Genomic DNA, 26,445 nt, shown 5'->3' with positions numbered 1-26,445 from the left:
CCTGCCGTGATCCAGAAGCCCGTGTTCCAACTGCCGCCCCTGGCCCTGTACGTCCATATTCCCTGGTGCGTGCGCAAGTGCCCCTACTGCGATTTCAACTCCCACGCCGCCGGCCCCAACCTGCCGGAAGAGGCCTACGTCGACGCGTTGCTCGCCGACCTCGACGCTGACCTGGCCCAGGCCCACGGCCGCCCGCTGACCTCGATCTTCTTCGGCGGCGGCACGCCCAGCCTGTTTTCCGCCAGGGCCCTGGGCCGCCTGCTCGAAGGCGTGGAGCGGCGCATTCCGTTCGCCGGCGATATCGAGATCACCCTGGAAGCCAACCCGGGCACCTTCGAGCAGGAGAAATTCGCCGCCTACCGGCGCCTGGGCATCAATCGCCTGTCGATCGGCGTGCAGAGCTTCCAGGCGGAAAAACTCAAGGCCCTGGGGCGCATCCATGACGGTGATGAAGCCGTGCGCGCCGCCGACATGGCCCGCGCCGCCGGCTTCGACAATTTCAACCTGGACCTGATGCATGGCCTGCCGGATCAGTCCCTCGATGACGCCCTGGGCGACCTGCGCATCGCCATTGCCCAGGCGCCGACCCACCTGTCCTGGTACCAGCTGACGGTGGAGCCGAACACGGTGTTCTGGAACCAGCCGCCGGTGCTGCCCGAGGACGACACCCTATGGGACATCCAGGAGGCTGGCCAGGCGCTGCTCGCCGAGCACGGTTACGCCCAGTACGAAGTATCGGCCTACGCGCAACCCGAGCGCATGGCGCGGCACAACCTGAATTACTGGACCTTCGGTGATTTCCTCGGCATCGGTGCCGGCGCCCACGGCAAGCTGAGTACGCTGGATGGCCGGATCAGCCGCACCTGGAAAACCCGCCTGCCCAAGGATTATCTCGACCCTGCCAAGCGCTACAGCGCCGGTGAAAGGTTGCTCACCGCCGAGGAATTGCCGTTCGAGTTCCTGATGAACGTGCTGCGCCTGAGCGATGGCTGCAGCGCCGAGCTGTTCAGCCAACGCACGGGCCTGCCCGTGGAGCAACTGGCCAAGGCCCGCGAACAGGCCCAGCGCCGCGGCCTGCTGCAAGCGGAACCGACGCGCCTGGTAGCCACCCGCGAAGGCCAGTTGTTTCTCAATGATCTGCTGCAGTACTTCCTGCCCTGATCGCCGCGCCCGGCGAACCAACGGCGCGCCGGATGATCCGAGGCAGCAGGATTCAATCGTCACGTCTGAGGAACAACCATGGATTATGTGCTGGACTTGATCGCCACCGTGTCACGCTGGAGCCGCGGCCACCTCAGCGAGATATCCCTGGGGCTCATGGCCACCCTGCTGGTGCTGTTCGGCCCGGCGATCAATGCCTGGATACAGGGACGCATCGGCAGCCTCAATTTCGTGCTGCGCACCTTGATATTCGTCGCGGTCTGCGTGGTCGGCTACGGCCTGGCGCTGGTCTACCTGACGCCGCTGCTCACCCAGCTGCTGGGCCACTTCAACAACTACACCCTGGCGCCGGTGCTGCTGGTGGTGATGTTCCTGATCGGTGTGCTGGCCGACCGCAGCTGAACCGGTTCAGGGCACGACCTTGAACCAGTCGACCACGCCAACGTCGCCATTGCGATGAGTGCCCAGCACCTCACCGGCAGCATCCTGCTCGACCGACAGGTCGGGCTCGATCGGCTTGCCACTCAGGCGCTCGACGCCAGGCGCTTCGACCAGCGGGCTGAACAGCAGGTTGCCGTGAAAGGCCCGTACCCGGGTGGCCGCCGGATACTGCATGGGGCCGAACTCGAGCGGTTCGGTCAACTCGGCCTGCCAATCCAGCAGCGCGCCGTAAGGCCCATCGAGCCACAGGTTCCATAGCCGCAGCTTCAGCCCCTGGAAGCGCACCGGCGTGTCGGTGGTTTCCAGTTGCCAGCGGCCCTCTGGCACCGCGTGCACGGTCATCGGCCCCGGCCAGGTGATGCCGGCCACCTGGCTGCCGGCGGCCAGCGTGCAACTTTCCAGTTGCCATTGCTCGGGCGCAAAACGCGCGCCGGCGGCGTAGCGGAAGGTCACTGGGGCCTGTGCCGAGCACTGCCAGCCGGCCAATTGCGCATCGTCGACCAGGCTGACCTCGGCAAACGTGTCGCCCAAATCCAGACGCCGCACGGCGGCGCCCCTTATCACCGCCGGCTGCCCGTCGAATTCGGCGCGCTGCAGGCTTTGCAAGCCGTGGGGCAAGGGCTCGCCACTGAGATTCTTGCCAGGCTCCAGGCGTTCCAGCCACACCCGCGTGCCAGCGGGCAGCAGCAACTCACCTAATGCTTGCTCGCTGTCCAGCCGAGGGCTCAGCGCGCGTTGCTCGAACCAGTGCCTGGCCTGCCAACGCAGAAATTCGACGGTGGGCAGGCTGCCAGCGGCCAGAAACACGGCAAGCAACGCAAACCACCAGGGATGCGCCCGAATGAAGCGTCGCGAACGGGCATTCAGGCAAGCGACCAGCAACGCCAGCAGCGCAGCGACGCAAACCAGCGACACCAGCAGGAACAATGATCCGAGCATCATGGCCAGTGGATTGATGGGGATCATGGGTGTCCTTGTAAGCGCTGTGAGCCGATTTCGTGGCAGAGCTTAGAAGTCACCCTAAAGCGAATCAACACTTGGTTACACTTCAATAAAAAAGCCAGCAATCTGCTGGCTTTCTCTTCGATCAGGCGAGGATCATTTCACCAGCCTGAGGCAGAACGGATAGCGGTAGTGCTTGCCCTCGCCTGCCTTGATTCCGCCGATGATGGTCAGCACCACGGTGCCGATGCACAGCAGGCCCATCAGCAGGAAGCCGATGAGTACCAGCATCAGCAGCAGGCAGAAGATGCCGGCGATGGCTACCGTCAGCTGGAAGTTGAGCGCTTCCTTGCCCTGCTCATCGATGAAGGCATGCGAATCCTTTTTCACCTGCCAGACCACCAGCGGGCCGATCAGGTTGCCAAAGGGGAACACGAAGCCGAGGGCGGCCGCGAAGTGGCAGATCATCGCCCACTGCCGTGCATCCCGATCGGGCTCGTCAGCAGGCGTTACGGCGTTATGCTCATCCATCACGGCTCTCCTCGGTCAGCGAAACATCACTCGGCCAGCGCAGCCTGCTGCAGGGCGAACAACTCGCCCATGCCCTGCTGCGCCAGGGCCAGCATGGCATTCAGCTCGGCAGGCTGGAACGGCGCGCCTTCGGCGGTGCCCTGCACCTCGATGAAACCACCGGCGCTGGTCATCACCACGTTGAGGTCGGTCTCGGCGGCAGAGTCTTCCAGGTAATCCAAGTCCAGCACCGGCTCACCCTGATAGATGCCGACGGAAACGGCGGCGATCATCTGTTTGAGCGGGTCGCCGCCTTTCAGGCCGCCACGCTTCTTCATCACTTTCAGGGCATCGACCAGAGCCACCATGGCGCCGGTGATCGACGCGGTGCGAGTGCCGCCGTCGGCCTGGATCACGTCGCAGTCGACGTACAGGGTGTTCTCGCCTAGCTTGCTCATGTCCAGTGCGGCGCGCAGCGAGCGGCCGATCAGACGCTGGATTTCCAGGGTGCGACCGCCCTGCTTGCCCTTGCTGGCCTCACGCTGATTACGGTCGCCGGTGGCACGCGGCAGCATGCCGTACTCGGCAGTTACCCAGCCCTGGCCTTGGCCCTTCAGAAAGCGCGGTACGCCCTGCTCGACGCTGACGGTGCAGATCACCTTGGTGTCGCCGAACTCGACCAGTACCGAACCCTCGGCGTGCTTGGTGTAGTTGCGGGTGATGCGGATCGAGCGCAACTGATCGGCGGCGCGGCCACTGGGACGTTTCATCAACAAATACCTGCTCTCAAGTAGAATCTGCCGCGCATTATAGGGGCTCTTGCCACCGCGCCGCGACCGCGACCGCCCGATGGCGCCGCACGGGGTTTGGGAGCCAACGACGCGGTGCGCTACAATCGCCGCCTTTGCCCTACAGCAAGCCGAGGTAAGCAGCATGATCCACAGCATGACGGCCTTCGCCCGCACCGAGCAGGCAGGTGCCAATGGCACCCTGAGCTGGGAGCTGCGCTCGGTCAACCACCGCTACCTCGAACCCCACCTGCGCCTGCCGGAAGCCTTCCGCGATCTCGAAGGCGCGGTGCGCGAAGCGCTGCGTCAGGGTTTGTCGCGCGGCAAGGTGGAATGCACCCTGCGCTTTACCGAAGACAGTGCCGGCAAACCGCTGCAGGTCGACCGCGACAAGGCTACCCAGCTGATCGCCGCCGCCGAGAGCGTCGCCGCGCTGATCAAGCAACCCGCGCCGCTGAACCCTCTGGAAGTGCTCGGCTGGCCCGGCGTACTGGTTGCCGATAGCAGCGACCCTCAAGCGCTGAACAAAGCTGCGCTGGAGCTGTTCGGCAATGCCCTCGACGAACTGAAGAATGGCCGCGGCCGCGAAGGCGCCGAGCTGGCCAAGCTGCTCAGCGAGCGCCTCGACAGCATGCTCGAGGAAGTCGCCGCCCTGCGCGAGCTGGTGCCGCAGATGCTCGAGGCCCAGCGCCAGAAGATCATCGAGCGCTGCCGCGAAATGCAGGCCGAACTCGACCCGCAGCGCCTGGAGCAGGAGCTGGTGATGCTCGCCCAGAAGAGCGACGTCGCCGAGGAGCTGGATCGCCTGAGCACTCACGTTACCGAAGTGCGCCGCGTACTCAAGGCCGGCGGCGCGGCCGGGCGCCGCCTGGACTTCCTGATGCAGGAACTCAACCGCGAAGCCAACACCCTCGGCTCCAAGGCGTTCGACCCGCGCAGCACCCAGGCGGCGGTCAACCTCAAGGTGCTGATCGAGCAGATGCGCGAGCAGGTTCAGAACATCGAATAGCAAGCTGTTGAAAACAGCCGCGCTGCCATTGCGGCGCAGCACACAGCCAGACAGCGGCGCCCGGCCCCGACCACGCGCCTTCCCGACTCCAACGTTTCAGGACAGATCCATGAGCACCACCAGCGGCACGCTGTACATCATTTCCGCCCCATCGGGCGCCGGCAAGAGCAGCCTGGTGAAAGCGCTGATCGACAGCGAACCGCTGATTCGCGTGTCCGTATCGCACACCACCCGCGGCATGCGCCCGGGCGAGCAGGACGGCGTGCATTATCACTTCGTGGATCACACGCAGTTCACCGCCATGCTCGAGCGTAGCGAATTCCTGGAGCATGCCCAGGTATTCGGCAATTACTACGGCACGTCGCAGCGCGCGCTGGAAAAGACCCTCGCCGAAGGCATCGACCTGATTCTGGAGATCGACTGGCAGGGCGCGCAGCAGGTGCGTCGCCTGATGCCCCAGGCCAAGTCGATCTTCATCCTGCCGCCAACCCTCGAAGCGCTGCGTCATCGCCTGACCGGCCGCGGCCAGGACAGCGGCGAAGTAATCGAGCAACGCATGCGCGAAGCGGTCAGCGAGATGAGCCATTACGTCGAATACGACTACCTGGTGATCAACGATGATTTCAGCCACGCGCTCAGCGATCTGAAAGCCGTTTTCCGCGCCAACCAGCTGCTGCAGTCTGCACAACAACAGCGCCACGCCGGGCTGCTGAGCGAGCTGCTGGCCTGACGCGAAGCCGATGGGCGGCGCAAAACCGCCCTTTCAGGCCGCGAAAACCCCTTTCTGCGTCGCGAACTCGTGCCTCTCGGCGAGTTTCGCTTCCCTTAATGCTGGCGTTTTTCTAGACTATTCAGTCCGCTCGCCCATTCGGGCCCAGCTAAATTTGCATTCGCTACGAGGAACACCATGGCCCGCGTTACCGTTGAAGACTGCCTGGACAACGTCGATAACCGCTTCGAGCTGGTCATGCTCGCCACCAAGCGCGCTCGTCAAATCGCAACCGGCGGCAAAGAGCCGAAAGTGGCGTGGGAAAACGACAAGCCAACCGTGGTCGCCCTGCGTGAAATCGCCAGCGGCCTGGTAGACGCCGAGATCGTCGCCCAGGAAGACATCATCGAAGAAGAACCGCTGTTCGCAGCCTTCGAGGAAGAGGCGAACGAGCCTCTGTAAGCCTATGCCGGGTCGAAAGCGTACGTCGCAGGTGCACAATGCACGGCAGGGGAGCCTCCCATGCCGAGCATAGACGCCCTCGCCGACAGGCTTTCGGGCTACCTGGGCGACGAACAGGTCAACCTCGTTCGTCGCGCCTACTTCTACGCCGAACAGGCGCACGACGGGCAACGCCGCCGCAGCGGTGAGGCCTACGTGACCCATCCGCTGGCCGTGGCCAGCATCCTCGCCGACATGCACATGGATCATCAGAGCCTGATGGCCGCCATGCTGCACGACGTGATCGAAGACACCGGCATCGCCAAGGAAGCCCTGCACGCGCAGTTCGGCGAGTCCGTGGCAGAGCTGGTGGATGGGGTCAGCAAGCTGACCCAGATGAACTTCGAGACCAAGGCCGAGGCGCAGGCCGAGAACTTCCAGAAGATGGCCATGGCCATGGCGCGCGACATCCGCGTGATCCTGGTCAAGCTGGCCGACCGCCTGCACAACATGCGCACTCTGGAAGTGCTGTCCGGCGAGAAACGTCGGCGCATCGCCAAGGAAACCCTGGAGATCTACGCGCCCATCGCCAACCGGCTGGGCATGCACAGCATGCGCGTGGAATTCGAAGACCTGGGCTTCAAGGCCATGCACCCGATGCGTTCCGAGCGCATCCGCGCCGCAGTGCGCCGCGCCCGTGGCAACCGCAAGGAAATCGTCACGCGCATCGAGGAATCGCTGCTGCACTGCCTCGAACGCGAAGGCCTGAGCGGCGAAGTGGTAGGCCGCGAGAAGCACCTGTACAGCATCTACCAGAAGATGCGCGGCAAGCGTAAGTCGTTCAACGAGATCATGGACGTCTATGCCTTTCGCATCGTGGTCGACAAGGTCGACACCTGCTACCGCGTGCTCGGCGCCGTGCACAACCTGTACAAGCCGCTGCCGGGGCGCTTCAAGGACTACATAGCGATTCCCAAGGCCAACGGCTACCAGTCGCTGCACACCACGTTGTTCGGCATGCATGGCGTGCCCATCGAGATCCAGATCCGCACCCGCGAAATGGAAGAGATGGCCAACAACGGCATCGCCGCACACTGGCTGTACAAGTCCAGCGAGGACGAGCTGCCCAAGGGCAACCACGCCCGCGCCCGCCAGTGGGTCAAGGGCGTGCTGGAGTTGCAGCAGCGCGCCGGCAACTCGCTGGAATTCATCGAGAGCGTGAAGATCGACCTGTTCCCGGACGAGGTCTACGTGTTCACGCCCAAAGGTCGCATCATGGAGCTGCCAAAAGGCTCCACGGCCGTGGACTTCGCCTACGCAGTGCACACCGACGTCGGCAATACCTGCATTGCCTGCCGCATCAACCGCCGCCTGGCGCCGCTGTCCCAGGCCCTGGAAAGCGGTTCCACGGTGGAGATCGTCAGCGCGCCGGGCGCTCGCCCCAACCCGGCCTGGCTGAACTTCGTGGTCACCGGCAAGGCGCGCACCCATATCCGCCACGCACTCAAGCTGCAGCGCCGCTCGGAATCGGTGAACCTCGGCGAGCGCCTGCTCAACAAGGTACTGGCGAGTTTCGAGAGCCATCTCGACAAAGTACCCGCCGAACGCCAGTTGGCCGTGCTCAACGAATACCGCCTGGAAACCTTCGACGACCTGCTCGAAGACATCGGCCTGGGCAACCGCATGGCTTACGTGGTGGCGCGCCGCCTGCTGGCCAGTGACGGTGAGGAACTGCCCAACGCCGAAGGCCCCCTGGCGATTCGCGGCACCGAGGGCCTGGTGCTCAGCTACGCCAAGTGCTGCACGCCGATCCCGGGCGACCCGATCGTCGGCCACCTTTCGGCGGGCAAGGGCATGGTGGTGCACATGGACACCTGCCGGAACATCAGCGAAGTACGCCACAACCCGGAGAAATGCATCCAGCTGGCCTGGGCCAAGGATGTCACGGGCGAATTCAACGTCGAACTGCGCGTCGAACTGGAGCACCAGCGCGGCCTCATCGCGCTGCTGGCCGGCAGCGTCAATGCCGCCGATGGCAACATCGAGAAGATCAGCATGGACGAGCGCGACGGCCGCGTCAGCGTCGTCCAACTGGTGGTCAGCGTACATGACCGCGTGCACCTGGCACGGGTGATCAAGAAGCTGCGTACCCTGCCCGGCGTCATGCGCATCACCCGCATGAAAGCCTGACGCGCCGCATAACTCACCTCAACGATCTTTATGCGCATAAAGCGGCAACTACAAGGCAGAAGCTGCCGTTCGCCGATCTACTGTGGGAGCGCGCCATGCGCGCGAGAAATCGCGGGCATGAACTGGGCGTCCCCGCCCGCTCCCACAGGCAATCACCGATCCATCCTATGGAAGCGCCCGGCCGCCCCGCCGCTTAGCTGCCAAAATCGACGATCTGGTCTGAAAGATCATGAACAGGTTCTTATGACTACCTGGAAGCGTCATCGCCTATCCAAAAGGCGCAACGACGCGGGTCTTGGCTTGAGGCGGCGAACGCCAGCCTGTAGCCTGCCTGCGTTCGTCTTGCAGCCTGAGGCTGCCCTATCAAGGAGTTCTCCATGAGCAAGAGCGTCATCAACAGCGACAAGGCCCCAGCCGCCATCGGCACCTATTCCCAGGCCATCAAGGCCGGCAACACCGTCTACCTGTCCGGGCAGATCCCGCTGGATCCCAAGACCATGGAACTGGTGGAAGGCTTCGAAGCGCAGACCGTGCAGGTCTTCGAGAACCTCAAGTCGGTGATCGAGGCCGCCGGCGGTTCGTTCAAGGACGTGGTCAAGCTGAACATCTTCCTCACCGACCTCTCCCACTTCGCCACCGTCAACGAAGTGATGGGCCGCTACTTCCAGCAGCCCTATCCGGCGCGCGCCGCCATTGGCGTGGCCGCCCTGCCAAAAGGCGCCCAGGTGGAAATGGACGGCATTCTGGTCATCGACTGACCTTGCCGCAAGCCCGGAGCGCCGGCTCCGGGCGCTCCCTTCAGCGCTCCCGCAATACGGCGGCATAGCCCTCGCGATAGCTGGGGTATTGCGGCACCCAGCCCAGCGCCCGGGCCCGTGCGTTGCTGCAGCGCTTGCTGCCGGAGCGGCGCACTGCCCAATCCTCGGCCCAGTGTTCGACCCCGAGCTGTTCACGTAGCCAGCCGACCACCTCATGCAGCGGCGCCGACTCGTCGTCCACGCCGATGTAGCAATCGTCCAGCGCTTTGCCCGCCAGATCCGCCTGCAGCAGAAAGGCCAGCAGACCGGCGGCGTCATCAGCATGAATGCGATTGCCGAACAGTGGCGGCTCGACCGACACCCGATAGCCCAAGCGCACCTGCTTGAGCAGCCATTCACGACCCGGCCCGTAGATACCCGTCAGGCGTACCACGGTAGCGGGTACACCGCTGCTCCAGGCCACCTGCTCGGCCTCGCGCATGATCCGCCCCGAATAGCCCTGCGCCTCGGCTGCCGACGTCTCGTCGACCCACTCCCCCCCGGCCTGACCGTAGACCCCACTGCTGGAGACGAACAGCAGCCGCTTGGGAAGCTGTCCGCGGGCCTGCAACCAGCCCAGCACGTGGCGCAGCCCATCGACGTAAGCCTGGCGATAGCCCGCTTCGTCATGCTGGGTGGCGGCGGCGCTGTACACCAGATAGTCCAGCTCTGCGCGTGGCCACTGGTCGGGGCAATCGGCGCGGTGCAGATCACCGGCTACCGGCACGATGCCTTCGGGCAATTCGGACACGCTGCGGCGCATGCCATAGACCTCCCAGCCCGCGCCATGCAGGCGCACGGCCAGCCGACCACCCACATCACCGCAACCGGCGATCAGCACCCTCGCAACTTTGCTCATCCGATCCTCTCTCAGCCTGGCAAGTACTCAAAAAAGCACTCACAAACGTAATAAAGTTACACTAACGCTTTCATGAACAAGAATTACTTGCAATAATGTTTAGCCTTTTTTTCCGCGCCGCTCATGGCAGCGCAGGTCACCGCCCTCACATTTAGGTCCGGCAAGCATGAACTCTATCGCCCATAGCGCCAAGCCAACCAACGTCGCCGCACGGCCGCAACGCCTCGGCGCCTCTCTTGCCCTTCTGCTCAGCCTGATACTGGCCCCAATCGCGGGCTTTGCTGATCAGTCGGCGCCGGCACAACCTGCGTCCAGCGCTCAAACCGCTGCCGGCACCAGCGCCCAGCAACCGTCCGCACAATCCGATGCGCCGCCGGCCATACCAGCAGTCGACCCAGGCCTTGTGGAAGAAATGCAGGCCAGAATCGATGCGCTCGGCCCCGATGCCACACCTGAGCAAGTGAATCAGACTCGCGACCAATTCCTTCTGGAAAAGGGCGCGTCTCAGGAAACCATCGACAAGCTTCGCGAATTCAGCAGCTCTCTCGAGAAACTCGCCGCTGACAACGACGCCGCCGTCGAAGCCGAGCAAGCCTTCCACGACCTGTCGCCGTGGGGCATGTACCAGGGCGCCGACGTGGTCGTGAAAAGCGTGATGATCGGCCTGGTGCTGGCCTCGATCCTCACCTGGACCATCTGGATCGCCAAGACCATCGAGCTGGTGACTGCACGCCGCCGCCTGCGCCGCGAGATCGTCGAGCTCAAGGGCGCGCGCAACCTGGCCCAGGCCAGTGATCAAGCCCGCGCCAAGCACAGCTTCAGTGAAATCCTCATCGAGGACGCTCGCGAAGAGCTGAAACTCTCGGCCACCAGCCGCGAGAAGGAAGGCATCAAGGAGCGCGTCAGCTTCCGCCTCGAGCGCCTGGTCGGCGCTTGCGGTCGTGACATGAGCAAGGGCACCGGCGTGCTCGCCACCATCGGTTCCACCGCGCCCTTCGTGGGCCTGTTCGGTACCGTTTGGGGCATCATGAACAGCTTCATCGGCATCGCCAAAACCCAGACCACCAACCTTGCGGTGGTCGCCCCCGGCATCGCCGAAGCCCTGCTGGCCACCGCACTGGGCCTGGTCGCGGCGATTCCGGCTGTGATCATCTACAACGCCTTCTCGCGCTCGATCAGTGCCTACAAGGCCCAGGTCGCCGACGCCTCGGCCCAGGTGCTGCTGCTGGTGAGCCGTGACCTGGACATGCTGCCGGGCCATGATCGCGCCCAGCAGCCTCACGTGGTCAAGGTGGGTTAAGACCATGGGGCTTCATCTCAACGAAAACGGCGGCGACGATCTCCAGGAAAACCACGAGATCAACGTCACGCCCTTCATCGACGTGATGCTGGTGCTGCTGATCATCTTCATGGTCGCCGCGCCACTGGCCACCGTCGACGTCAAGATCGACCTGCCCGCCTCCAGCGCCAAGCCGGCGCCGCGGCCGGAGAAGCCGATCTACTTGAGCATCAAGGAAGACAAGAAGCTGTTCCTCGACAACGACGAGGTGCAGCCTGCCATGCTCGGCGCCGCCCTGGACAAGCTGACCCAGAACGACAAGGAAAAGACCATTTTCGTGCGCGGTGACAAGGGCGTCGAATACGGCGACCTGATGGAAGTCATGGACACCCTGCGCGGCACTGGTTACCTGAAGATCGGCCTGGTTGGCCTGGAGACGGTCGGCGCGCAATGAAGAAATCCAGCCGCACGTTTTCCTGGGGCGCCAGCCTGGTCATCGTGGTTGGGCTGCACGTTGGCCTGTTCCTCTGGGCCATGTACTGGCAGCCCCAGGCAACGCCCATCGAGCTACCGCCACCAGCGGCGATGATCGTCGAGCTGGAGCCCTTGCCGCCAGCTGCGCCCAAGCCTGCACCGCCGCCGCCACCGGAAGTGGTTCCGGAGGAGCCCGAGCCGCAGCCGAAAATCGCCGAAGCGCCGAAGCCCACGCTGGCGGTCACACCGCCCAAGCCGAAGCCCAAGCCAAAGCCGCCGAAACCCAAGCCGCCCGAACCCAAGCCACCGGAGCCTCAGGAGCAGCCGCCAGAAGAGGCGCCGCCAGCACCGCCAGCCCCAGCAGAAGCCAAACCGGCCGCACCGCAGCAGGCACCGGTCAGTTCGCCAAGCAAGGCGGAAAGAACCTGGCAGAGCGAACTGCTGGCCCACCTGGCCAAGTACAAGCGCTACCCCGAAGACGCGCGTCGTCGCGGCCTCGAGGGGGTCAATCGCCTGCGTTTCGTGGTCGATGCCGACGGCAAGGTGCTGTCGTACACGCTGGTGGGCAAGTCCAGCAGTGCATCACTGGATCGGGCCACCCTGCAGATGATTCGTCGCGCGCAGCCGCTGCCCAAGCCGCCCGCGGAAGTGCTGAAGAACGGCAGCATCGAAATCGTCGCCCCGTTCGTCTATTCGCTGGAGCGCGGCCGCGGCCGCTGACCCCAGCCCTGCCTCTGCCCCGGCACCCGCCGGGGCAGCGCTTTTACAAGCCGCGTGCGGCGGACATCTCTTGAGCACCCTGAATGGTTGGTTCCATTGAAGACAGCGGCTATGCTTGGCGCCATCTCAATGGATTAAGACTATGACCCTCACCGAACTGCGCTATATCGTGACGCTCGCCCAGGAACAGCACTTCGGCCGCGCGGCGGAGCGTTGTCACGTCAGCCAACCCACGCTGTCGGTGGGCGTGAAGAAACTCGAGGACGAACTCGGCGTATTGATCTTCGAGCGCAGCAAGAGCGCCGTGCGCCTGACTCCCGTCGGCGAGGGCATCGTCACCCAGGCGCAGAAGGTGCTGGAACAGGCCCAGGGCATCCGCGAGCTGGCCCAGGCCGGCAAGAACCAGCTGGCCGCGCCGCTGAAGATTGGCGCCATCTATACCGTCGGTCCGTACCTGTTTCCTCATCTGATCCCGCAGTTGCACCGCGTGGCCACCCAGATGCCGCTGTACATCGAGGAAAACTTCACCCACGTGCTGCGCGACAAGCTGCGCACCGGCGAACTGGACGCGATCATCGTCGCCCTGCCGTTCCAGGAAGCCGACGTGCTGACCCTGCCGCTGTACGACGAACCCTTCTACGCGCTGTTGCCGGCGGATCATCCGTGGACGGCCATGCAGACCATCGACACCAAGCTGCTCAACGACAAGAGCCTGCTGCTGCTCGGCGAAGGCCACTGTTTCCGTGACCAGGTACTGGAAGCCTGCCCGACGCTGCGCAAGGGCGAGGAACACGCCAAGCACACCACGGTGGAATCCAGTTCGCTGGAAACCATTCGCCACATGGTCGCCTCGGGCCTCGGCGTATCGATCCTGCCGTTCTCGGCCGTCGACAGCCACCATTACGCACCCGGCGTGATAGAAGTTCGCCCGCTCAGCCCGCCAGCCCCCTTCCGCACCGTGGCCATCGCCTGGCGTGCCAGCTTCCCGCGCCCCAAGGCCATCGAAGTGCTGGCCGACTCCATCCGCCTGTGCTCGGTCGCCAAGCCACTGCCACGTAACGCCTGAGGACCGCGATGAGCGAGCTGTCGACGGTTTCCGTTACCGATCTCAAGGGCGTTGGGGCAGCCCTGGCGGAAAAGCTCGCCAAGGTCGGCCTGGAAACCCTGCAGGACATCCTCTTCCACCTGCCGCTGCGCTACCAGGACCGCACCCGCATCGTGCCCATCGGCGCCCTGCGCCCCGGCCAGGATGCGGTGGTCGAAGGCACCGTGTCAGGGGCTGACGTGGTCATGGGCAAACGCCGCAGCCTGCTGGTACGCCTGAACGATGGCAGCGGCACGCTGAGCCTGCGTTTCTACCATTTCAGCAATGCCCAGAAGGAAGGCCTCAAGCGGGGTACCCAAGTGCGCTGCTACGGAGAAATCCGCCCCGGCTCATCCGGCCTGGAAATCTACCATCCCGAGTACCGCGCGCTGACCGGTGACGAACCGCCAGCCGTGGAACAGACCCTGACGCCGATCTACCCGACCACCGAAGGCCTGACCCAGCAGCGTTTGCGCCAGCTCAGCGAACAGGCGCTGGCGCGCCTCGGCCCGCACAGCCTGCCGGACTGGCTGCCACGGGAGTTGGCCAGGGAGTACGAATTGGCGCCGCTGGATCAGGCGATTCGCTACCTGCATCGCCCGCCACCGGACGCCGACCTCGAAGAACTCGCCGAGGGCCGTCACTGGGCCCAGCATCGGCTGGCCTTCGAGGAGCTGCTCACCCATCAGTTGTCGATGCAGCGCCTGCGCGAAAGCGCGCGCGCCCAGCAAGCACCCTCGCTGCCGGTCGCCAAGCGCCTGCCACAGCGCTTTCTCGACAACCTCGGGTTCAAGCCCACCGGCGCGCAACAGCGCGTGGGTGCGGAAATCGCCTACGACCTCAGCCAGCACGAGCCGATGCTGCGCCTCGTGCAGGGCGATGTCGGCGCTGGCAAGACAGTGGTGGCCGCCTTCGCGGCGCTGCAGGCCATCGAGGCCGGCTACCAGGTGGCGCTGATGGCGCCCACCGAGATCCTCGCCGAGCAGCACTACATCAACTTCACCCGCTGGCTGCAGCCCCTGGGCCTGGAAACCGCCTGGCTGGCCGGCAAGCTCAAGGGCAAGGCGCGCGCCGCCGCGCTGGAGCAGATCGCCGCCGGCGCGCCCATGGTGGTCGGCACTCACGCGCTGTTCCAGGATGAAGTGCGCTTTCGCAACCTGGCCCTGGCGATCATCGACGAACAACACCGCTTCGGCGTGCAGCAGCGCCTGGCCCTGCGCCAGAAGGGCGTGGGCGGCCGGCTCAGCCCGCATCAGCTGATCATGACCGCGACGCCGATCCCGCGCACCCTGGCGATGAGCGCCTATGCCGACCTGGACACCTCGATCCTCGACGAACTGCCGCCCGGTCGTACCCCGGTGAACACCGTATTGGTCGCCGACAGCCGCCGCTTCGAGGTGGTCGAGCGGGTGCGCTCGGCGTGCAACGAAGGCCGCCAGGCCTATTGGGTCTGCACGCTGATCGAGGAATCCGAAGAGCTGACCTGCCAGGCGGCGCAAACCACCTACGAGGATCTGGCCGCCGCACTGGTCGGCCAGCAGGTCGGGCTGATCCACGGGCGCATGAAGCCGGCCGAGAAAGCGGCGGTGATGGATCAGTTCAAGCAGGGGCACCTGCAACTGCTGGTGGCCACCACGGTGATCGAAGTGGGCGTCGACGTACCCAACGCCAGCCTGATGATCATCGAGAACCCCGAACGCCTCGGCCTGGCCCAGCTGCACCAGTTGCGTGGCCGGGTCGGGCGAGGCAGCGCGGCAAGCCATTGCGTGTTGCTCTACCACCCGCCACTGTCGCAGATCGGCCGCGAGCGGCTAGGCATCATGCGCGAAACCTGTGACGGCTTCATCATCGCGGAGAAGGATCTGGAGTTGCGCGGCCCCGGAGAAATGCTCGGCACTCGACAAACCGGCCTGTTGCAGTTCAAGGTAGCCGATCTGATGCGTGACGCCGACCTGCTGCCGGCGGTACGCGATGCCGCCCAGGCGCTGCAGGAGCAATGGCCGCAGCATGTCAGCCCGCTGCTGGAGCGCTGGCTGCGCCACGGGCAACAATATGGGCAAGTGTGAGCGAGACGGGACGATGGTCGCCTCGAGCGGTTACGTCGTCAGCTTGCTGGTTATACTTGGGACGTTGCGTTCCCTTTGAAGACGGAATACGTCATGACTGAACTCGCCATCGCCGACACCTCCCCCCAACCGCCTCACGTAATCCGTCAGCTGCTGGAGAAACTCGGTGTGACTTATCAGGCCCGCCACGATCAACCCGGCATCCCGGCTGCGCAACGCGTGCAGACCGTGCTGCTGGAAGACGCCGTGGGCGCTCTGCTGGTGCTGTTCCCGCAGAATCAATTGCTCGACCTCAACCGCCTTGCCGAACTGACCGGACGCAAGCTGACGGCCGTCAAGCCCGAGCGCCTCAACCGCATGCTCGGCAAGCATGACCTGGCGCTGCTGCCGGGCATTCCGGCGCTGACCAGCTCGCCCTGCCTTTATGACGAGCGCCTGCTCGACGTGCCGACCCTGTACATCCAGTCCGGCCAGCAAGGCGTGCTGCTGGAAATCGGCACCGAGGCCTTCAAGGGCCTGCTGGGCAAAGCCAGCGCCGCGCGCTTCGGCGAGCCGGCGAGCAAGGTGCGCCCCAACTTCAGTCGCCCCGAAGACGACCGTCAGGAGATCAGCCAGGCGGTGCAGGCGTTCACCGCACGCCGCATCCAGCAGCGCCTGGAGGAAACCATCGAAATTCCACCGCTGGCCGAAACGGCGCAGAAGATCATCAAGCTGCGGGTCGACCCCAATGCCACGGTCGACGACATCACCGGCGTCGTGGAAACCGATCCGGCACTGGCCGCTCAGGTGGTCAGTTGGGCGGCCTCGCCGTATTACGCGGCGCCCGGCAAGATCCGATCGGTCGAGGACGCCATCGTGCGCGTGCTGGGCTTCGACCTGGTGGTCAACCTGGCCCTCGGCCTGGCCCTGGGCAAGACTCTCAGCCTGCCTAAAGATCAGCCACAACAGGCCACGCCGTACTGGCAGCAGGCGATCTACACCGCCGCCGTGATCGAAGGCCTGACCCGCGCCATGCCCCGCGCACAGCGCCCGGAAGCCGGCCTGACCTACCTGGCCGGCCTGCTGCACAACTTCGGCAACCTGGTGCTGGCGCACGTGTTCCCGCCGCACTTCTCGCTGATCTGCCGGCACCTGGAGGTCAACCCGCACCTGCCGCACAGCTACATCGAGCAGCACCTGCTGGGCATCAGCCGCGAGCAGATCGGCTCCTGGCTGATGCGCTACTGGGACATGCCCGAGGAATTGGCGGTTGCCCTGCGTTTCCAGCATGACCCCAGCTACGCCGGCAACCATGCCACCTACCCGAACCTGGTTTACCTGGCGGTCAGCCTGCTGCACAACCGTGGCATCGGCAACGGCCCGGAGCGCGAGATCCCGGCAAGCCTGCTGGACAACCTGGGTATCACCCGCGACAAGGCCGAGGAAGCGCTGAACAAGGTGCTGGCCGCCGAAGTCGCCCTGCGCGACCTCGCCACGCAGTTCGGCTCACCGCACTGACCCGCCACCGCAGCCCGCTATCAGCGGGCCGCGGCAATCGCCTCAGGCCGCTTTCTTGTCGGCCGTGCGCTTCCTAGGCCGCAGGTATTTGGTCAGGCCCTGGAACCAGATCACCAGGGCCGGGTTGCCCTGAATCTGAATGTCCTTGTTCTGAATGCCCTGCATGAACGCCAGTTGCTTGTTCTGGGCGGTCAACGTGGCGTAGCCGTAGGCACCATCCTTGAAACCGATGGCGAAGGCCGGCGCACTGGCGAGGCCACGCTTGCTGGTGATGCGCTGATTCTCGACGATGAAATGACGGGCGACCTTGCCGTCCAGGGTGTGCAGCTGGAATACCAGATCGCGACCTTCCAGCTGCTGGCGAAACGCGGGATTGTCACGGCTGGCCTTGGCCATCAGACGACCCAGCATCCACAGAAGAAAACGAAATTTCATGGCATGGCCCGTTAGCGCGAATGAAAGAGCCACGCATTGTAGCGACCTACCCGAAGCCTGACAGCCGGGTGCGGTGGACGTGCTGGCGGATGGTGAAGGTCTGCTGAGGTTTCAACGCCGCGGCGCAACCCCGGGCGAAACCTCAGCAGGCCTGCGGACTCAGTTGATCGAGTCCTTGAGGGCCTTGCCCGGTTTGAAGGCAACGGTGTTGCTGGCCTTGATCTTCACCGGCTGACCGGTTTGCGGGTTCTTGCCGGTACGGGCGCCGCGGTGGCGCTGCACGAAGGTTCCGAAGCCGACCAAGGTGACGCTGTCCTTGCGGTTCAGTGCCCCGGTGATTTCTTCGAGAACGGCGTTGAGTACACGATTGGCCTGATCCTTGGTCAGATCAGCTTTTTCCGCGATTGCGGCGGCGAGTTCCGGTTTACGCATGATTGCCTCATTTACGGTTTGTTGTTGTTGTGTTCCGCGCCCTGGCGCCAATGCGCGCCGACAGCTCTACGCTGCGGCCAGGCCTGGGGAGAATGGCATGCTCTGGGGGGCTCCGCCAGCCCTGCACCAGGCTAAATCCGCCATTTTGTCGAATGGACGGCAGATCGCTACGCCAGCAGAGCCGGCAGCTCGCGGTTGAGCGCCAGGCGCTCCTGCACCGCCGAGCCGGTGAGCGCGTAGCCCAACAGGCCGCCGTTAGCATCGTGACACAGGGCGCGGATATCGGTTGCGCTGCCTTCGACCGTCCAGTGCCCCTGCGTGCCCCGCGGCGGCGGCGAGACCACCAGCGGGCAGGCCGGGGTCTTCACGGTGACTGGCATGGCGCCATAGCTTACCTCGCTCGGCGTGCCGGCCAGGGTCTTGGCCAGCGCCCGGGCGCCGGCCATCAGCGGCATCACGTAGAGCAGGTTGAGGCCATCGACCTCGGCGCAATCGCCCAGAGCGTAGATATGTTCGTGGGAGGTGCGCAGCAAACGGTCGACCACGATGCCCCGGTTCACCGCCAGGCCAGCTGCGGCCGCCAGTTCGGTGCGGGGGCGCAGGCCGACGGCCGAAATCACCGCATCGCAGGCAATCGTGCGGCCATCGGATAAGTGCGCTTCGAGCCCACTGGCCGCGTGCTGCAGGCGACTGACCACTGGGCCGAGGTGAACGCGCACACCCAGCGCTTCGAGGCTGCCCTGCACCGCGGCAGCGGCCTCGACCGGCAACAGGGCGGGCATCAGCTGCTCGCAGGGCGCTACCAGGTCGACTTCATAGCCGCCCAACGACAGATCGTTGGCGAACTCGCAGCCGATCAGCCCGGCGCCCAGGATCAGCACCTTGCGCTTGCCCTCGACGGCCTGGCGAAACCGCCCATAGCCCTGCAGATCGTTGACTGTGAACAACTGATCAGCGGCATCACCCTCGACAGGCACGCTGAGCACCTCGGCGCCCCAGGCCAGCACCAGGTCGCGATAGGCCACGGCTTCCTCGCCGATCCACAGGCGGCGGTGGCCGGGATCGATGCCGGTGACCCGGGTGTGCGTCCACACCTGGGCCGCGAGTTGCTCGGCCATGGCGCCCGGCTCGGCCATGCACAGGCCATCGGCATCCTTGTTCTTACCGAAGCCGGTGGACAGCATCGGCTTGGAATACGAGCGCCCATCGTCGGCGGTAATCAGCAGCAATGGCGTTTCGCTGTCCAGCTTGCGAAATTCGCGGGCCAGGTTGTAGCCGGCCAGACCGGTGCCGATGATGACGACGGGATCACTCATTGCTTGCTCCTATTACGACGGTTGATGGGCGGGGCTGCCCACTCAGTTGATTTCGATCATCTCGAAGTCCATCTTGCCCACGCCGCAATCGGGGCATAGCCAGTCTTCGGGCACGTCTTCCCAGCGGGTGCCGGGGGCGATGCCGTCATCCGGCCAGCCTTCGCGTTCGTCATAGATCAGTCCACAAACCACACATTGCCACTTCTTCATACAGGCTCTCCGGCGCTACTCACGGTCATTGCGCGGGCACGCTACCGCAATGCCGCGCGATCGCCAAGCGGCCGCGACGAATGCCCGAGGGCCCGCAACGCCCATGGTAGACTCTGCGCTCCGCCCCACCGCGAACCTGCACCGTGCCCCCTTCCGCCCTGCACACACCCACCTGGCTCACCCGCGATCAGCTATCGGCCCCGCCCTCGGCCAGCGTCTGCGACTGGCTGTTCGACGAGCGCTCGCTGACCCGGCGGCTGACCGAACTGTCCGCGAACGGTTTCGGTGTGACGCCGCTGCGCGAGGGCTGGCTGGCCCTGCGTGATGACGAATGCGCGGCCCTGGACGTATCGCTGGGCAGTACCGGCTGGGTGCGCGAAGTCTACCTGCGCGGCAATGGCCAACCCTGGGTGTTCGCCCGCAGCGTGGCTGCCCGGCAGGCGCTGGAAGGCTCGGGCCTGGATCTTCAGCAACTGGGCAGCCGCTCGTTGGGCGAGCTGCTGTTCAGCGACCAGGCCTTTACTCGCGGCGAACTGCAAGTCTGCCGCTACCCAGGCGCTTGGCTACCGGCAGAAGCCTTACAGGATGGATTGTGGGCGCGGCGCTCGTGCTTTCGTCGCGAACAGCTGGCCGTGCTGGTCGCCGAAGTTTTCCTGCCGGCCTTCTGGCCCGCAGCGAGCCGCTGACCCCGCAGCGGCGCGGCGCCGTATAATCCGTGCACCGCGCCAGGAGAACCGCTCGATGTACATTCGTCTGCTGCAATCGCTCAATCACCTGCACCCACGTATCTGGGACTTCTTGCAGCTGATGCGCATGGACAAACCCATCGGCATCTACCTGCTGCTGTGGCCGACGCTATGGGCGCTGTGGATCGCCGCCGAAGGCATGCCGAGCCTCAAGAACCTGGTAATCTTCGTGACCGGCGTGGTGCTGATGCGCGCCGCCGGCTGCGTGATCAACGATTACGCCGACCGCAACTTCGACGGCCACGTCAGCCGCACAAAGGCGCGTCCGCTGGCCAGCGGCAAGGTCACCGCGCGCGAGGCGCTGATCCTCTTCGCCGTGCTGGTGGCCCTCAGCTTCGCCTTGGTACTGCTGACCAACGCCACCACCGTCTGGCTGTCGTTCGGTGCCTTGGGCGTGGCGGCGTTGTACCCATTCATGAAGCGCTACACCTATTATCCCCAAGTGGTGCTCGGCACTGCGTTCTCCTGGGGCATGCCGATGGCCTTCACCGCCGAGACTGGCGAGCTGCCGGCGGCGGCCTGGTTGCTGCTGCTCGCCAACGTGATCTGGACCGTGGCCTACGACACCTACTACGCCATGGCCGACCGCGAGGACGACCTGAAGATCGGCGTGAAATCCACGGCGATCCTGTTCGGTGATGCAGACCGGGTGATCATCTTCGGCCTGCAGGGCCTGACCCTTCTGTGCCTGCTGCTGGCCGGGGGGCGCTTCGAACTGGGCCTGTACTTCCATCTCGGCCTGCTGGTAGCCGCCGGCTGCTTCGCCTGGGAGTTCTACATGACCCGCCAGCGCGAACCGATGGTCTGCTTCCGGGCCTTCCTGCATAACCACTGGGCCGGGCTGGCGATCTTCCTGGGCATCGTGCTCGACTATGGCTTGCGCTGAGCAGCGCCAGCACGAACGCTTGCCGCACAGCTGTCATATCGCTGCAATAATTCCGTTATCTAATGCGCCGCATGACAGTTGAATGAACCGAGGCTCAACCCATGGTTGGCAAGAACATCCTGATCGTCGATGACGAAGCGCCAATCCGCGAAATGATCGTGGTAGCGCTGGAAATGGCCGGGTACGAGTGCCTGGAAGCGGAAAACACCGGGCAGGCACACGCGATCATCGTCGACCGCAAACCCGACCTGATCCTGCTCGACTGGATGCTGCCAGGCACATCGGGCATCGAGCTGGCCCGGCGCCTGAAGCGCGATGAGCTGACCGGCGACATCCCGATCATCATGCTCACCGCCAAGGGTGAAGAGGACAACAAGATCCAGGGCCTGGAAGTCGGCGCCGACGACTACATCACCAAGCCCTTTTCGCCGCGCGAGTTGGTTGCCCGCCTCAAGGCCGTGCTGCGCCGCGCCGGCCCCAGCGACAGCGAAGGGCCGATCGAAGTGGGCGGCCTGCTGCTCGACCCGATCAGCCACCGCGTGACCATCGACGGCAAACCGGCCGAGATGGGCCCGACCGAATACCGCCTGCTGCAGTTCTTCATGACGCACCAGGAGCGCGCCTATACCCGCGGGCAGTTGCTCGATCAGGTGTGGGGCGGCAACGTCTATGTCGAGGAACGCACCGTCGACGTACATATCCGCCGCCTGCGCAAGGCGCTGGGCGAGGCCTATGAAAATCTGGTGCAGACGGTACGCGGCACCGGGTATCGTTTCTCCACCAAGGGCTGAACGATAGCCTGCAACTCACCATCACAGGGATCGGCTGGCGGATGAGCGAAACGTGACGAGCAACTGGCGTGGCGCCATAACCCGCCGCTTGGTGCTGCTGATCGCAGCCTGCCTGGCTGCCGGGGTGATCACCGGCGAATATGCCTGGGCCATCGCCATCGGCCTGGCCGCTCACCTGCTATGGAACCTCAGCCAGCTGCTGCGACTGCACACCTGGCTCAAGGATCACCAACCCGACGAACCACCGCCCGACGGCTATGGCCTGTGGGGCGAGGTATTCGACAGCATCTACCACCTGCAGCGCCGTAACCAGCGGGCCCGCGGGCGCCTCCAGGCAGTGATCGACCGCGTGCAGGAATCCACCGCAGCATTGCGCGATGCGGTGATCATGCTCGACAGCCACGGCAATCTGGAATGGTGGAACAAGGCCTCGGAAACCCTCTTGGGCCTGAAAACGCCCCAGGACAGCGGCCAGTCGATCACCAACCTGGTGCGCGACCCACGCTTCAAGGACTACTTCGAACGCGGCAATTTCCTCGAGCCCCTCGAGCTGCCTTCGCCGGTCAACCCACGCAAGCAGCTACAACTCAACGTCACCCGCTACGGCAACGAGGAACATCTGATGCTGGTGCGCGACGTCACGCGTCTTCACCAGTTGGAGCAGATGCGCAAGGATTTCGTCGCCAACGTGTCCCACGAACTGCGCACACCGCTGACGGTGATTTCCGGCTACCTTGAAACCCTCCACGACAACGTCGACGACATCAACCCACGCTGGCGCCGTGCCCTGCAGCAAATGCAGCAGCAAGGCGCACGTATGCAGGGCCTGCTCAACGACTTGTTGCTCCTGGCCAAGCTGGAAGCCACCGACTACCCCTCCGACAACCACCCGGTGGCGGTCGACGGGCTGCTACAGACCATTCGCAACGATGCGCTCTCGCTATCCGCTGAGCGCAATCATCGGATCAGCCTCGAGGCCGACGCAGGCCTCAAGCTCAAGGGCAGTGAGTCGGAGTTGCGCAGCGCGTTTTCCAACCTGGTGTTCAACGCCGTGAAGTACACCCAGGCAGAGGGCGAGATCCGCATTCGTTGGTGGCAGGACGACCAGGGCGCGCACCTGTCGGTACAGGACACCGGCCCCGGTATCGAGGCCAAGCACCTGCCACGCCTGACCGAGCGCTTCTACCGGGTCGACTCCAGTCGCGCCAGCCATACCGGCGGCACTGGCCTCGGCCTGGCCATCGTCAAGCACGTGCTGCTGCGCCACCGCGGTGGGCTGGAAATCACCAGCGTGGTCGGCAAGGGCAGCCTGTTCACCTGTAATTTCCAGCCGGCGCAGATCGCCCCGCCGAGCCGCTGAATAGGGCCCTATTGCAAAGCGCTCGCCCAGGCCCCACCCTTTAGCAACATCCGGTCACACGAACCCCTTATGGATCCCTCTACGAGCGTCTCCTTCTCCAGTTATTTCGCTGACATGGGCCTGGTGCTGTTCGCCCTGTTCCTGGTGCTGCTCAACGGCTTCTTCGTGGCCGCCGAGTTCGCCATGGTCAAGCTGCGAGCCACCAAGGTCGAGGCCCTGGCCAAGAAGAACGGCTGGCGCGGGCATATCCTGCGCACCGTGCACAATCAGCTCGACGCTTATCTCTCTGCCTGCCAACTGGGCATTACCCTGGCCTCCCTGGGCCTGGGCTGGGTGGGTGAACCGGCCTTCGCGCACTTGCTCGAACCATTGCTGACCTCGATCGGCATCGAATCGCAGAAGCTGATCCACGGGATCGCCTTCTTCACCGCGTTCTTCATCATTTCCTACCTGCACATCGTGATCGGCGAGCTGGCTCCGAAATCCTGGGCGATCCGCAAGCCGGAACTATTGTCGCTGTGGACGGCTGCGCCGCTGTATCTGTTCTACTGGGCCATGTACCCGGCGATCTTCCTGCTCAACGCCAGCGCCAACGCCATCCTGCGCATCGCCGGCCAGGATCAGCCGGCCGGGCATCACGAGCACCATTACAGCCGCGACGAACTCAAGCTGATCCTGCACTCCAGTCGCGCCAGCGACCCGAGCGATCAGGACATGCGCGTGCTCGCCTCTGCCGTGGAGTTGGGCGAGCTGGAAGTGGTCGACTGGGCCAACTCCCGCGAAGACCTCGTCTATCTGGAACTCAATGCCACGCTCGACGAGGTGTTCAGCCTGTTCCGACGCCACAAGTACAGCCGCTTCCCGATCTACGACGAAGCCGCGGGCGAGTTCGTCGGCGTGCTGCACATCAAGGACCTGCTGCTGCACCTGTCGCTCCTGGAAATGCTGCCATCGACCCTGCGCCTGGCCGAGCTGATGCGCCCGATCGAGAAGGTCAGCCGCAACCTGCCGTTGTCCGATCTGCTGGAGCAGTTCCGCAAGGGCAGCGCTCACTTCGCACTGGTCGAGGAAGCCGATGGCAAGGTGATTGGCTACCTGACCATGGAAGACGTGCTCGAGGCCCTGGTCGGCGATATCCAGGACGAGCATCGCAAGACCGAACGCGGCATCCTCGCCTACCAGCCCGGCAAGCTGCTGGTGCGCGGCGACACACCACTGTTCAAGCTCGAGCGGCTGCTGGGCATCGACCTCGACCATATCGAGGCCGAGACCCTTGCCGGTCTGATCTACGAGACCCTCAAGCGCGTGCCCGAGGAAGAGGAATCGTTGGAAGTCGCCGGCCTGCGACTGATAGTCAAGAAGATGAAAGGCCCGAAAATCCTCCTGGCCAAGGTCATCAAGCTCGACTGATACCGGTGAACCGGGGGCTGCGTATCGATCCGCCAGGCGCTGTTCATCGCCGCCGCGGCGACCTGACCGATCGGTCATATATGGCAGGTGAGCAGCGCCGACCCTGCCTTTCAAGACAAGTACTTACGACCGTTCGTCGGCTTCCTCGAATACCCATGGCAGGTGGGCAGTCCACCGCGAGCATCGATTGGATCGGTGCACGCCATCACATGAACAGACTGCCAAGGATTCAGCCATGCAACTCAATGGAATCACTTCGAAAACTGCCCTCGCCCTGTGCCTCGCTGGCGCTTCCCATGCCTACGCCGACTCGATCACGGACCCGATTTCGACCATCGGTGTGATCGGCTCGCACAACCAGTACAAATTGAGCGCCTTTGGCGAGAGCGACAAGGAACGCCTGAACCAGGGCGGCCTGTTCTACAACTTCGGCAACAAGCTGACCGGCCATGAAGGCTTCATCTACCAGGCCGGTATCGAAGGCCAGTACCGCAAGAAGGACGACGACGAATACAAGGCGGCCCGCGCCGACCTGGACCTGGGCCTGCGCGCTGCGCTGAGCACCAACAACTACGTCGACTTCATCGTGGGTGGTGGCTATGACTGGGGTCGTATCGAGCAGGACGATGTCGCGCCATTCGGCAACGACGTCAAGCTGACCAGCAAATCCCCGTTCGCCAAGGCGGGCATCGGCTACAACTACCTGACCCCGGATTACACCGTGCGCCTGGAAGCCGGTGCGCGCTACTCGCTCGACGCCGAAGCCAAGCTGAAAGTCAGCGGCGAAGGCAGCGACACCGTCGATCTGAAGGACAAGGCCAACCCGTACGCCGAACTGACAGTGCTGTGGAACAAGGGCATCAACAACCTGCCGATCAGCACCAGCCTGTACTACACCCGCACCAACTACAAACTCGACAGCGACACCGTGCTGGCGGAAAACAGCAAGCTCAAGCAGGAGCAGGTTGGCCTGAAGGTCGGCCTGGCGTTCTGATCACGCCGCTGTGAACGAATCGCCCGGCTTGCCCGGGCGATTTGCGTCGTGGCTGGCGTACCGCGCATGCTGACCACGGGCGTCAGGTATACTTGGCCGCTGCTGCAACGCCTCCTTTCTTCACGCCTTCCGATTCCATGTCGCTCAATATCGCCTCCATCAATATCGAACGCTCCCGCCACCTGGCGCGCGTCGAAGCTTTCATCGTGCGCGAACGCCCGGACCTGCTCTGCCTGCAGGAAGTGTGCGAGCGCGACATTCCATTCTTCGAAGCCCTGATGGGCGGGCCCATGGTCTTTGCACCAATGGCGCGCTACCCCGATGAAGGCCCGGCCAATGTGGTGGGCATCGGCATGCTGGCCCATGGCGAGGCGCTGCTCGATGTAACGGCCGAGTACTACTCGGGCAACCCGGAGCACATTCAGGAGATGACGTTCTTCACCACCGAGGGCCGGCGTGTGGCCGATCCGCGGAGCATCGCCGAAGTCATGCTCAGCGCCACGGCTCGCGGCTTTCGCGTCGCGACCACCCACCTCAACGTCACCCCGTTCGGCAGCTCCACGCCGTATCAGCGCGAAAGCGCCGGCAAACTGATCATGCTGGCCGAGGCGCAAGCCCATGGCGCCGGCGGCCTGTTGCTGACCGGCGACTTCAACGCACCGCGCGGGCGCGCCACCTTCGACTTGATCGCCGAGCACTTCATCGACGGGGTGCCGGCGCACTACACCAGCAGCATCGACGGCTCGCTGCACCGTGCCGGCGAGATTCCGTTCATGGTCGATGGGCTGTTCCATACGCCGGGCTATCACCTGGAAGACGCCAGGATGACCAGCGGCGTGTCCGACCACTGTGCATTGAGTTGTCGCCTAGGCAAGGCCTGACCGCAGGAGCTGATGGC

The 26,445-nt window shown here is 64.4% G+C and carries 27 protein-coding genes and 1 pseudogene; 20 read left to right on the top strand and 8 right to left on the bottom strand.

Going from position 1 to position 26,445, the window contains the following annotated elements; genetic code table 11:
- The first annotated feature begins 6 nt into the window (after positions 1-6).
- Together hemW and BVH01_RS00480 are read left to right on the top strand one after the other, a co-directional pair.
- On the top strand, positions 7-1,161 hold the full coding sequence (gene hemW, locus BVH01_RS00485) for a radical SAM family heme chaperone HemW (RefSeq protein ID WP_139317756.1): 1,155 nt from the start codon (positions 7-9) through the stop codon (positions 1,159-1,161).
- Between the two features lie 78 nt (positions 1,162-1,239).
- Entirely contained in the window at positions 1,240-1,563 is a 324-nt protein-coding gene (locus BVH01_RS00480) for a DUF3392 domain-containing protein (protein WP_070885853.1), read from the top strand.
- Positions 1,564-1,569: 6 nt separating this feature from the next.
- Here BVH01_RS00480 and BVH01_RS00475 read toward each other — a convergent pair whose 3' ends face one another.
- From BVH01_RS00475 to rph, 3 genes are all read right to left on the bottom strand, one after another.
- Positions 1,570-2,568 carry a hypothetical protein gene (locus tag BVH01_RS00475; protein ID WP_075928461.1) on the bottom strand — a complete coding sequence of 333 codons (999 nt, stop codon included), beginning with the start codon at positions 2,566-2,568 and terminating at the stop codon, positions 1,570-1,572.
- A 132-nt stretch (positions 2,569-2,700) separates the two neighbouring features.
- Complete coding sequence (locus BVH01_RS00470; RefSeq protein WP_075928460.1) at positions 2,701-3,075, bottom strand: DUF4870 domain-containing protein; 375 nt, start codon at positions 3,073-3,075, stop codon at positions 2,701-2,703.
- Positions 3,076-3,101: 26 nt separating this feature from the next.
- Positions 3,102-3,824, bottom strand: a complete 723-nt coding sequence (gene rph / locus BVH01_RS00465; protein WP_075928459.1) for a ribonuclease PH — start codon at positions 3,822-3,824, stop codon at positions 3,102-3,104.
- A gap of 163 nt (positions 3,825-3,987) precedes the next feature.
- Here rph and BVH01_RS00460 point away from each other — a divergent pair, with 163 nt between their 5' ends.
- From BVH01_RS00460 to BVH01_RS00440, 5 genes are all read left to right on the top strand, one after another.
- A complete protein-coding gene (locus BVH01_RS00460; RefSeq protein ID WP_075928458.1) occupies positions 3,988-4,851 on the top strand; it encodes a YicC/YloC family endoribonuclease in 864 nt (287 codons plus the stop codon).
- Between the two features lie 109 nt (positions 4,852-4,960).
- Entirely contained in the window at positions 4,961-5,581 is a 621-nt protein-coding gene (gmk, locus tag BVH01_RS00455; protein WP_075928457.1) for a guanylate kinase, read from the top strand.
- Between the two features lie 177 nt (positions 5,582-5,758).
- Positions 5,759-6,022: a DNA-directed RNA polymerase subunit omega gene (gene rpoZ, locus BVH01_RS00450; protein ID WP_013789418.1), complete on the top strand. Its 264-nt coding sequence runs from the start codon at positions 5,759-5,761 to the stop codon at positions 6,020-6,022.
- Between the two features lie 60 nt (positions 6,023-6,082).
- A complete protein-coding gene (spoT, locus tag BVH01_RS00445; protein ID WP_075928456.1) occupies positions 6,083-8,191 on the top strand; it encodes a bifunctional GTP diphosphokinase/guanosine-3',5'-bis pyrophosphate 3'-pyrophosphohydrolase in 2,109 nt (702 codons plus the stop codon).
- 377 nt (positions 8,192-8,568) lie between these two features.
- Positions 8,569-8,949, top strand: a complete 381-nt coding sequence (locus BVH01_RS00440; protein ID WP_013789416.1) for a RidA family protein — start codon at positions 8,569-8,571, stop codon at positions 8,947-8,949.
- A gap of 40 nt (positions 8,950-8,989) precedes the next feature.
- Here BVH01_RS00440 and BVH01_RS00435 read toward each other — a convergent pair whose 3' ends face one another.
- The gene (locus BVH01_RS00435; RefSeq protein ID WP_075928455.1) at positions 8,990-9,847 is read right to left on the bottom strand and encodes an NAD-dependent epimerase/dehydratase family protein; all 858 of its coding nucleotides are present in this window, start codon (positions 9,845-9,847) and stop codon (positions 8,990-8,992) included.
- 547 nt (positions 9,848-10,394) lie between these two features.
- On the opposite strand from BVH01_RS00435, the pseudogene exbB reads away from it, so the two are divergent.
- The 6 genes and pseudogenes from exbB to BVH01_RS00405 all read left to right on the top strand — a co-directional run.
- A pseudogene (gene exbB, locus BVH01_RS00430) lies at positions 10,395-11,147 on the top strand (tonB-system energizer ExbB); the annotation flags it as partial.
- Between the two features lie 4 nt (positions 11,148-11,151).
- The gene (gene exbD / locus BVH01_RS00425; RefSeq protein WP_070885843.1) at positions 11,152-11,580 is read left to right on the top strand and encodes a TonB system transport protein ExbD; all 429 of its coding nucleotides are present in this window, start codon (positions 11,152-11,154) and stop codon (positions 11,578-11,580) included.
- Positions 11,577-12,320: an energy transducer TonB gene (locus BVH01_RS00420; protein WP_075928453.1), complete on the top strand. Its 744-nt coding sequence runs from the start codon at positions 11,577-11,579 to the stop codon at positions 12,318-12,320. The genes exbD and BVH01_RS00420 overlap by 4 nt, the downstream gene beginning before the upstream one ends.
- Before the next feature lie 142 nt (positions 12,321-12,462).
- Complete coding sequence (locus tag BVH01_RS00415; protein WP_075928452.1) at positions 12,463-13,386, top strand: hydrogen peroxide-inducible genes activator; 924 nt, start codon at positions 12,463-12,465, stop codon at positions 13,384-13,386.
- A gap of 8 nt (positions 13,387-13,394) precedes the next feature.
- Entirely contained in the window at positions 13,395-15,470 is a 2,076-nt protein-coding gene (gene recG / locus BVH01_RS00410; RefSeq protein ID WP_075928451.1) for an ATP-dependent DNA helicase RecG, read from the top strand.
- 93 nt (positions 15,471-15,563) lie between these two features.
- Positions 15,564-16,967, top strand: a complete 1,404-nt coding sequence (locus BVH01_RS00405) for an aminoacyl-tRNA deacylase and HDOD domain-containing protein (protein WP_075928450.1) — start codon at positions 15,564-15,566, stop codon at positions 16,965-16,967.
- A gap of 42 nt (positions 16,968-17,009) precedes the next feature.
- Here BVH01_RS00405 and BVH01_RS00400 read toward each other — a convergent pair whose 3' ends face one another.
- From BVH01_RS00400 to BVH01_RS00385, 4 genes are all read right to left on the bottom strand, one after another.
- The gene (locus BVH01_RS00400) at positions 17,010-17,402 is read right to left on the bottom strand and encodes a helicase (RefSeq protein ID WP_075928449.1); all 393 of its coding nucleotides are present in this window, start codon (positions 17,400-17,402) and stop codon (positions 17,010-17,012) included.
- 159 nt (positions 17,403-17,561) lie between these two features.
- On the bottom strand, positions 17,562-17,834 hold the full coding sequence (locus tag BVH01_RS00395) for an HU family DNA-binding protein (RefSeq protein ID WP_013789407.1): 273 nt from the start codon (positions 17,832-17,834) through the stop codon (positions 17,562-17,564).
- Between the two features lie 167 nt (positions 17,835-18,001).
- On the bottom strand, positions 18,002-19,150 hold the full coding sequence (locus tag BVH01_RS00390) for an FAD-dependent oxidoreductase (RefSeq protein ID WP_075928448.1): 1,149 nt from the start codon (positions 19,148-19,150) through the stop codon (positions 18,002-18,004).
- A 42-nt stretch (positions 19,151-19,192) separates the two neighbouring features.
- Entirely contained in the window at positions 19,193-19,360 is a 168-nt protein-coding gene (locus BVH01_RS00385) for a rubredoxin (RefSeq protein WP_075928447.1), read from the bottom strand.
- A gap of 143 nt (positions 19,361-19,503) precedes the next feature.
- Between BVH01_RS00385 and BVH01_RS00380 the strand changes: the two genes are divergently transcribed.
- From BVH01_RS00380 to BVH01_RS00350, 7 genes are all read left to right on the top strand, one after another.
- Complete coding sequence (locus tag BVH01_RS00380) at positions 19,504-20,046, top strand: chorismate lyase (RefSeq protein ID WP_075928446.1); 543 nt, start codon at positions 19,504-19,506, stop codon at positions 20,044-20,046.
- 55 nt (positions 20,047-20,101) lie between these two features.
- Complete coding sequence (gene ubiA / locus BVH01_RS00375) at positions 20,102-20,992, top strand: 4-hydroxybenzoate octaprenyltransferase (RefSeq protein ID WP_075928445.1); 891 nt, start codon at positions 20,102-20,104, stop codon at positions 20,990-20,992.
- A gap of 101 nt (positions 20,993-21,093) precedes the next feature.
- Positions 21,094-21,783 carry a phosphate regulon transcriptional regulator PhoB gene (gene phoB / locus BVH01_RS00370; RefSeq protein WP_070885833.1) on the top strand — a complete coding sequence of 230 codons (690 nt, stop codon included), beginning with the start codon at positions 21,094-21,096 and terminating at the stop codon, positions 21,781-21,783.
- A 52-nt stretch (positions 21,784-21,835) separates the two neighbouring features.
- Positions 21,836-23,143, top strand: coding sequence for a phosphate regulon sensor histidine kinase PhoR (phoR, locus tag BVH01_RS00365; protein WP_075928444.1), 1,308 nt, complete (start codon positions 21,836-21,838; stop codon positions 23,141-23,143).
- 69 nt (positions 23,144-23,212) lie between these two features.
- The gene (locus BVH01_RS00360; protein ID WP_075928443.1) at positions 23,213-24,553 is read left to right on the top strand and encodes a hemolysin family protein; all 1,341 of its coding nucleotides are present in this window, start codon (positions 23,213-23,215) and stop codon (positions 24,551-24,553) included.
- A gap of 235 nt (positions 24,554-24,788) precedes the next feature.
- Positions 24,789-25,547, top strand: coding sequence for a hypothetical protein (locus BVH01_RS00355; RefSeq protein ID WP_075928442.1), 759 nt, complete (start codon positions 24,789-24,791; stop codon positions 25,545-25,547).
- 137 nt (positions 25,548-25,684) lie between these two features.
- On the top strand, positions 25,685-26,428 hold the full coding sequence (locus BVH01_RS00350; RefSeq protein WP_075928441.1) for an endonuclease/exonuclease/phosphatase family protein: 744 nt from the start codon (positions 25,685-25,687) through the stop codon (positions 26,426-26,428).
- The last annotated feature ends 17 nt before the right edge of the window (positions 26,429-26,445 follow it).

Origin of the sequence: Pseudomonas sp. PA1(2017) (genome assembly GCF_001945375.1) — a bacterium.
Lineage (GTDB): Bacteria > Pseudomonadota > Gammaproteobacteria > Pseudomonadales > Pseudomonadaceae > Aquipseudomonas.
Note: the sequence above shows the minus strand (reverse complement) of the source record. Positions and strands in the feature narration are given on the sequence as shown.

What these genes read in the sequence shown, in the direction of transcription:
- BVH01_RS00460 (WP_075928458.1), top strand. Translation starts at nt 3,988, where the DNA reads ATGATCCACAGCATGACGGCCTTCGCCCGCACCGAGCAGGCAGGTGCC.
- phoB (WP_070885833.1), top strand. Translation starts at nt 21,094, where the DNA reads ATGGTTGGCAAGAACATCCTGATCGTCGATGACGAAGCGCCAATCCGC.
- BVH01_RS00395 (WP_013789407.1), bottom strand. Translation starts at nt 17,834, where the DNA reads ATGCGTAAACCGGAACTCGCCGCCGCAATCGCGGAAAAAGCTGATCTG.
- BVH01_RS00415 (WP_075928452.1), top strand. Translation starts at nt 12,463, where the DNA reads ATGACCCTCACCGAACTGCGCTATATCGTGACGCTCGCCCAGGAACAG.
- BVH01_RS00385 (WP_075928447.1), bottom strand. Translation starts at nt 19,360, where the DNA reads ATGAAGAAGTGGCAATGTGTGGTTTGTGGACTGATCTATGACGAACGC.
- exbD (WP_070885843.1), top strand. Translation starts at nt 11,152, where the DNA reads ATGGGGCTTCATCTCAACGAAAACGGCGGCGACGATCTCCAGGAAAAC.
- recG (WP_075928451.1), top strand. Translation starts at nt 13,395, where the DNA reads ATGAGCGAGCTGTCGACGGTTTCCGTTACCGATCTCAAGGGCGTTGGG.
- rph (WP_075928459.1), bottom strand. Translation starts at nt 3,824, where the DNA reads ATGAAACGTCCCAGTGGCCGCGCCGCCGATCAGTTGCGCTCGATCCGC.
- BVH01_RS00390 (WP_075928448.1), bottom strand. Translation starts at nt 19,150, where the DNA reads ATGAGTGATCCCGTCGTCATCATCGGCACCGGTCTGGCCGGCTACAAC.
- ubiA (WP_075928445.1), top strand. Translation starts at nt 20,102, where the DNA reads ATGTACATTCGTCTGCTGCAATCGCTCAATCACCTGCACCCACGTATC.
- BVH01_RS00350 (WP_075928441.1), top strand. Translation starts at nt 25,685, where the DNA reads ATGTCGCTCAATATCGCCTCCATCAATATCGAACGCTCCCGCCACCTG.
- BVH01_RS00400 (WP_075928449.1), bottom strand. Translation starts at nt 17,402, where the DNA reads ATGAAATTTCGTTTTCTTCTGTGGATGCTGGGTCGTCTGATGGCCAAG.
- BVH01_RS00360 (WP_075928443.1), top strand. Translation starts at nt 23,213, where the DNA reads ATGGATCCCTCTACGAGCGTCTCCTTCTCCAGTTATTTCGCTGACATG.
- BVH01_RS00440 (WP_013789416.1), top strand. Translation starts at nt 8,569, where the DNA reads ATGAGCAAGAGCGTCATCAACAGCGACAAGGCCCCAGCCGCCATCGGC.
- BVH01_RS00475 (WP_075928461.1), bottom strand. Translation starts at nt 2,568, where the DNA reads ATGATCCCCATCAATCCACTGGCCATGATGCTCGGATCATTGTTCCTG.
- BVH01_RS00355 (WP_075928442.1), top strand. Translation starts at nt 24,789, where the DNA reads ATGCAACTCAATGGAATCACTTCGAAAACTGCCCTCGCCCTGTGCCTC.
- BVH01_RS00480 (WP_070885853.1), top strand. Translation starts at nt 1,240, where the DNA reads ATGGATTATGTGCTGGACTTGATCGCCACCGTGTCACGCTGGAGCCGC.
- BVH01_RS00405 (WP_075928450.1), top strand. Translation starts at nt 15,564, where the DNA reads ATGACTGAACTCGCCATCGCCGACACCTCCCCCCAACCGCCTCACGTA.
- BVH01_RS00420 (WP_075928453.1), top strand. Translation starts at nt 11,577, where the DNA reads ATGAAGAAATCCAGCCGCACGTTTTCCTGGGGCGCCAGCCTGGTCATC.
- BVH01_RS00470 (WP_075928460.1), bottom strand. Translation starts at nt 3,075, where the DNA reads ATGGATGAGCATAACGCCGTAACGCCTGCTGACGAGCCCGATCGGGAT.
- gmk (WP_075928457.1), top strand. Translation starts at nt 4,961, where the DNA reads ATGAGCACCACCAGCGGCACGCTGTACATCATTTCCGCCCCATCGGGC.
- rpoZ (WP_013789418.1), top strand. Translation starts at nt 5,759, where the DNA reads ATGGCCCGCGTTACCGTTGAAGACTGCCTGGACAACGTCGATAACCGC.
- spoT (WP_075928456.1), top strand. Translation starts at nt 6,083, where the DNA reads ATGCCGAGCATAGACGCCCTCGCCGACAGGCTTTCGGGCTACCTGGGC.
- BVH01_RS00435 (WP_075928455.1), bottom strand. Translation starts at nt 9,847, where the DNA reads ATGAGCAAAGTTGCGAGGGTGCTGATCGCCGGTTGCGGTGATGTGGGT.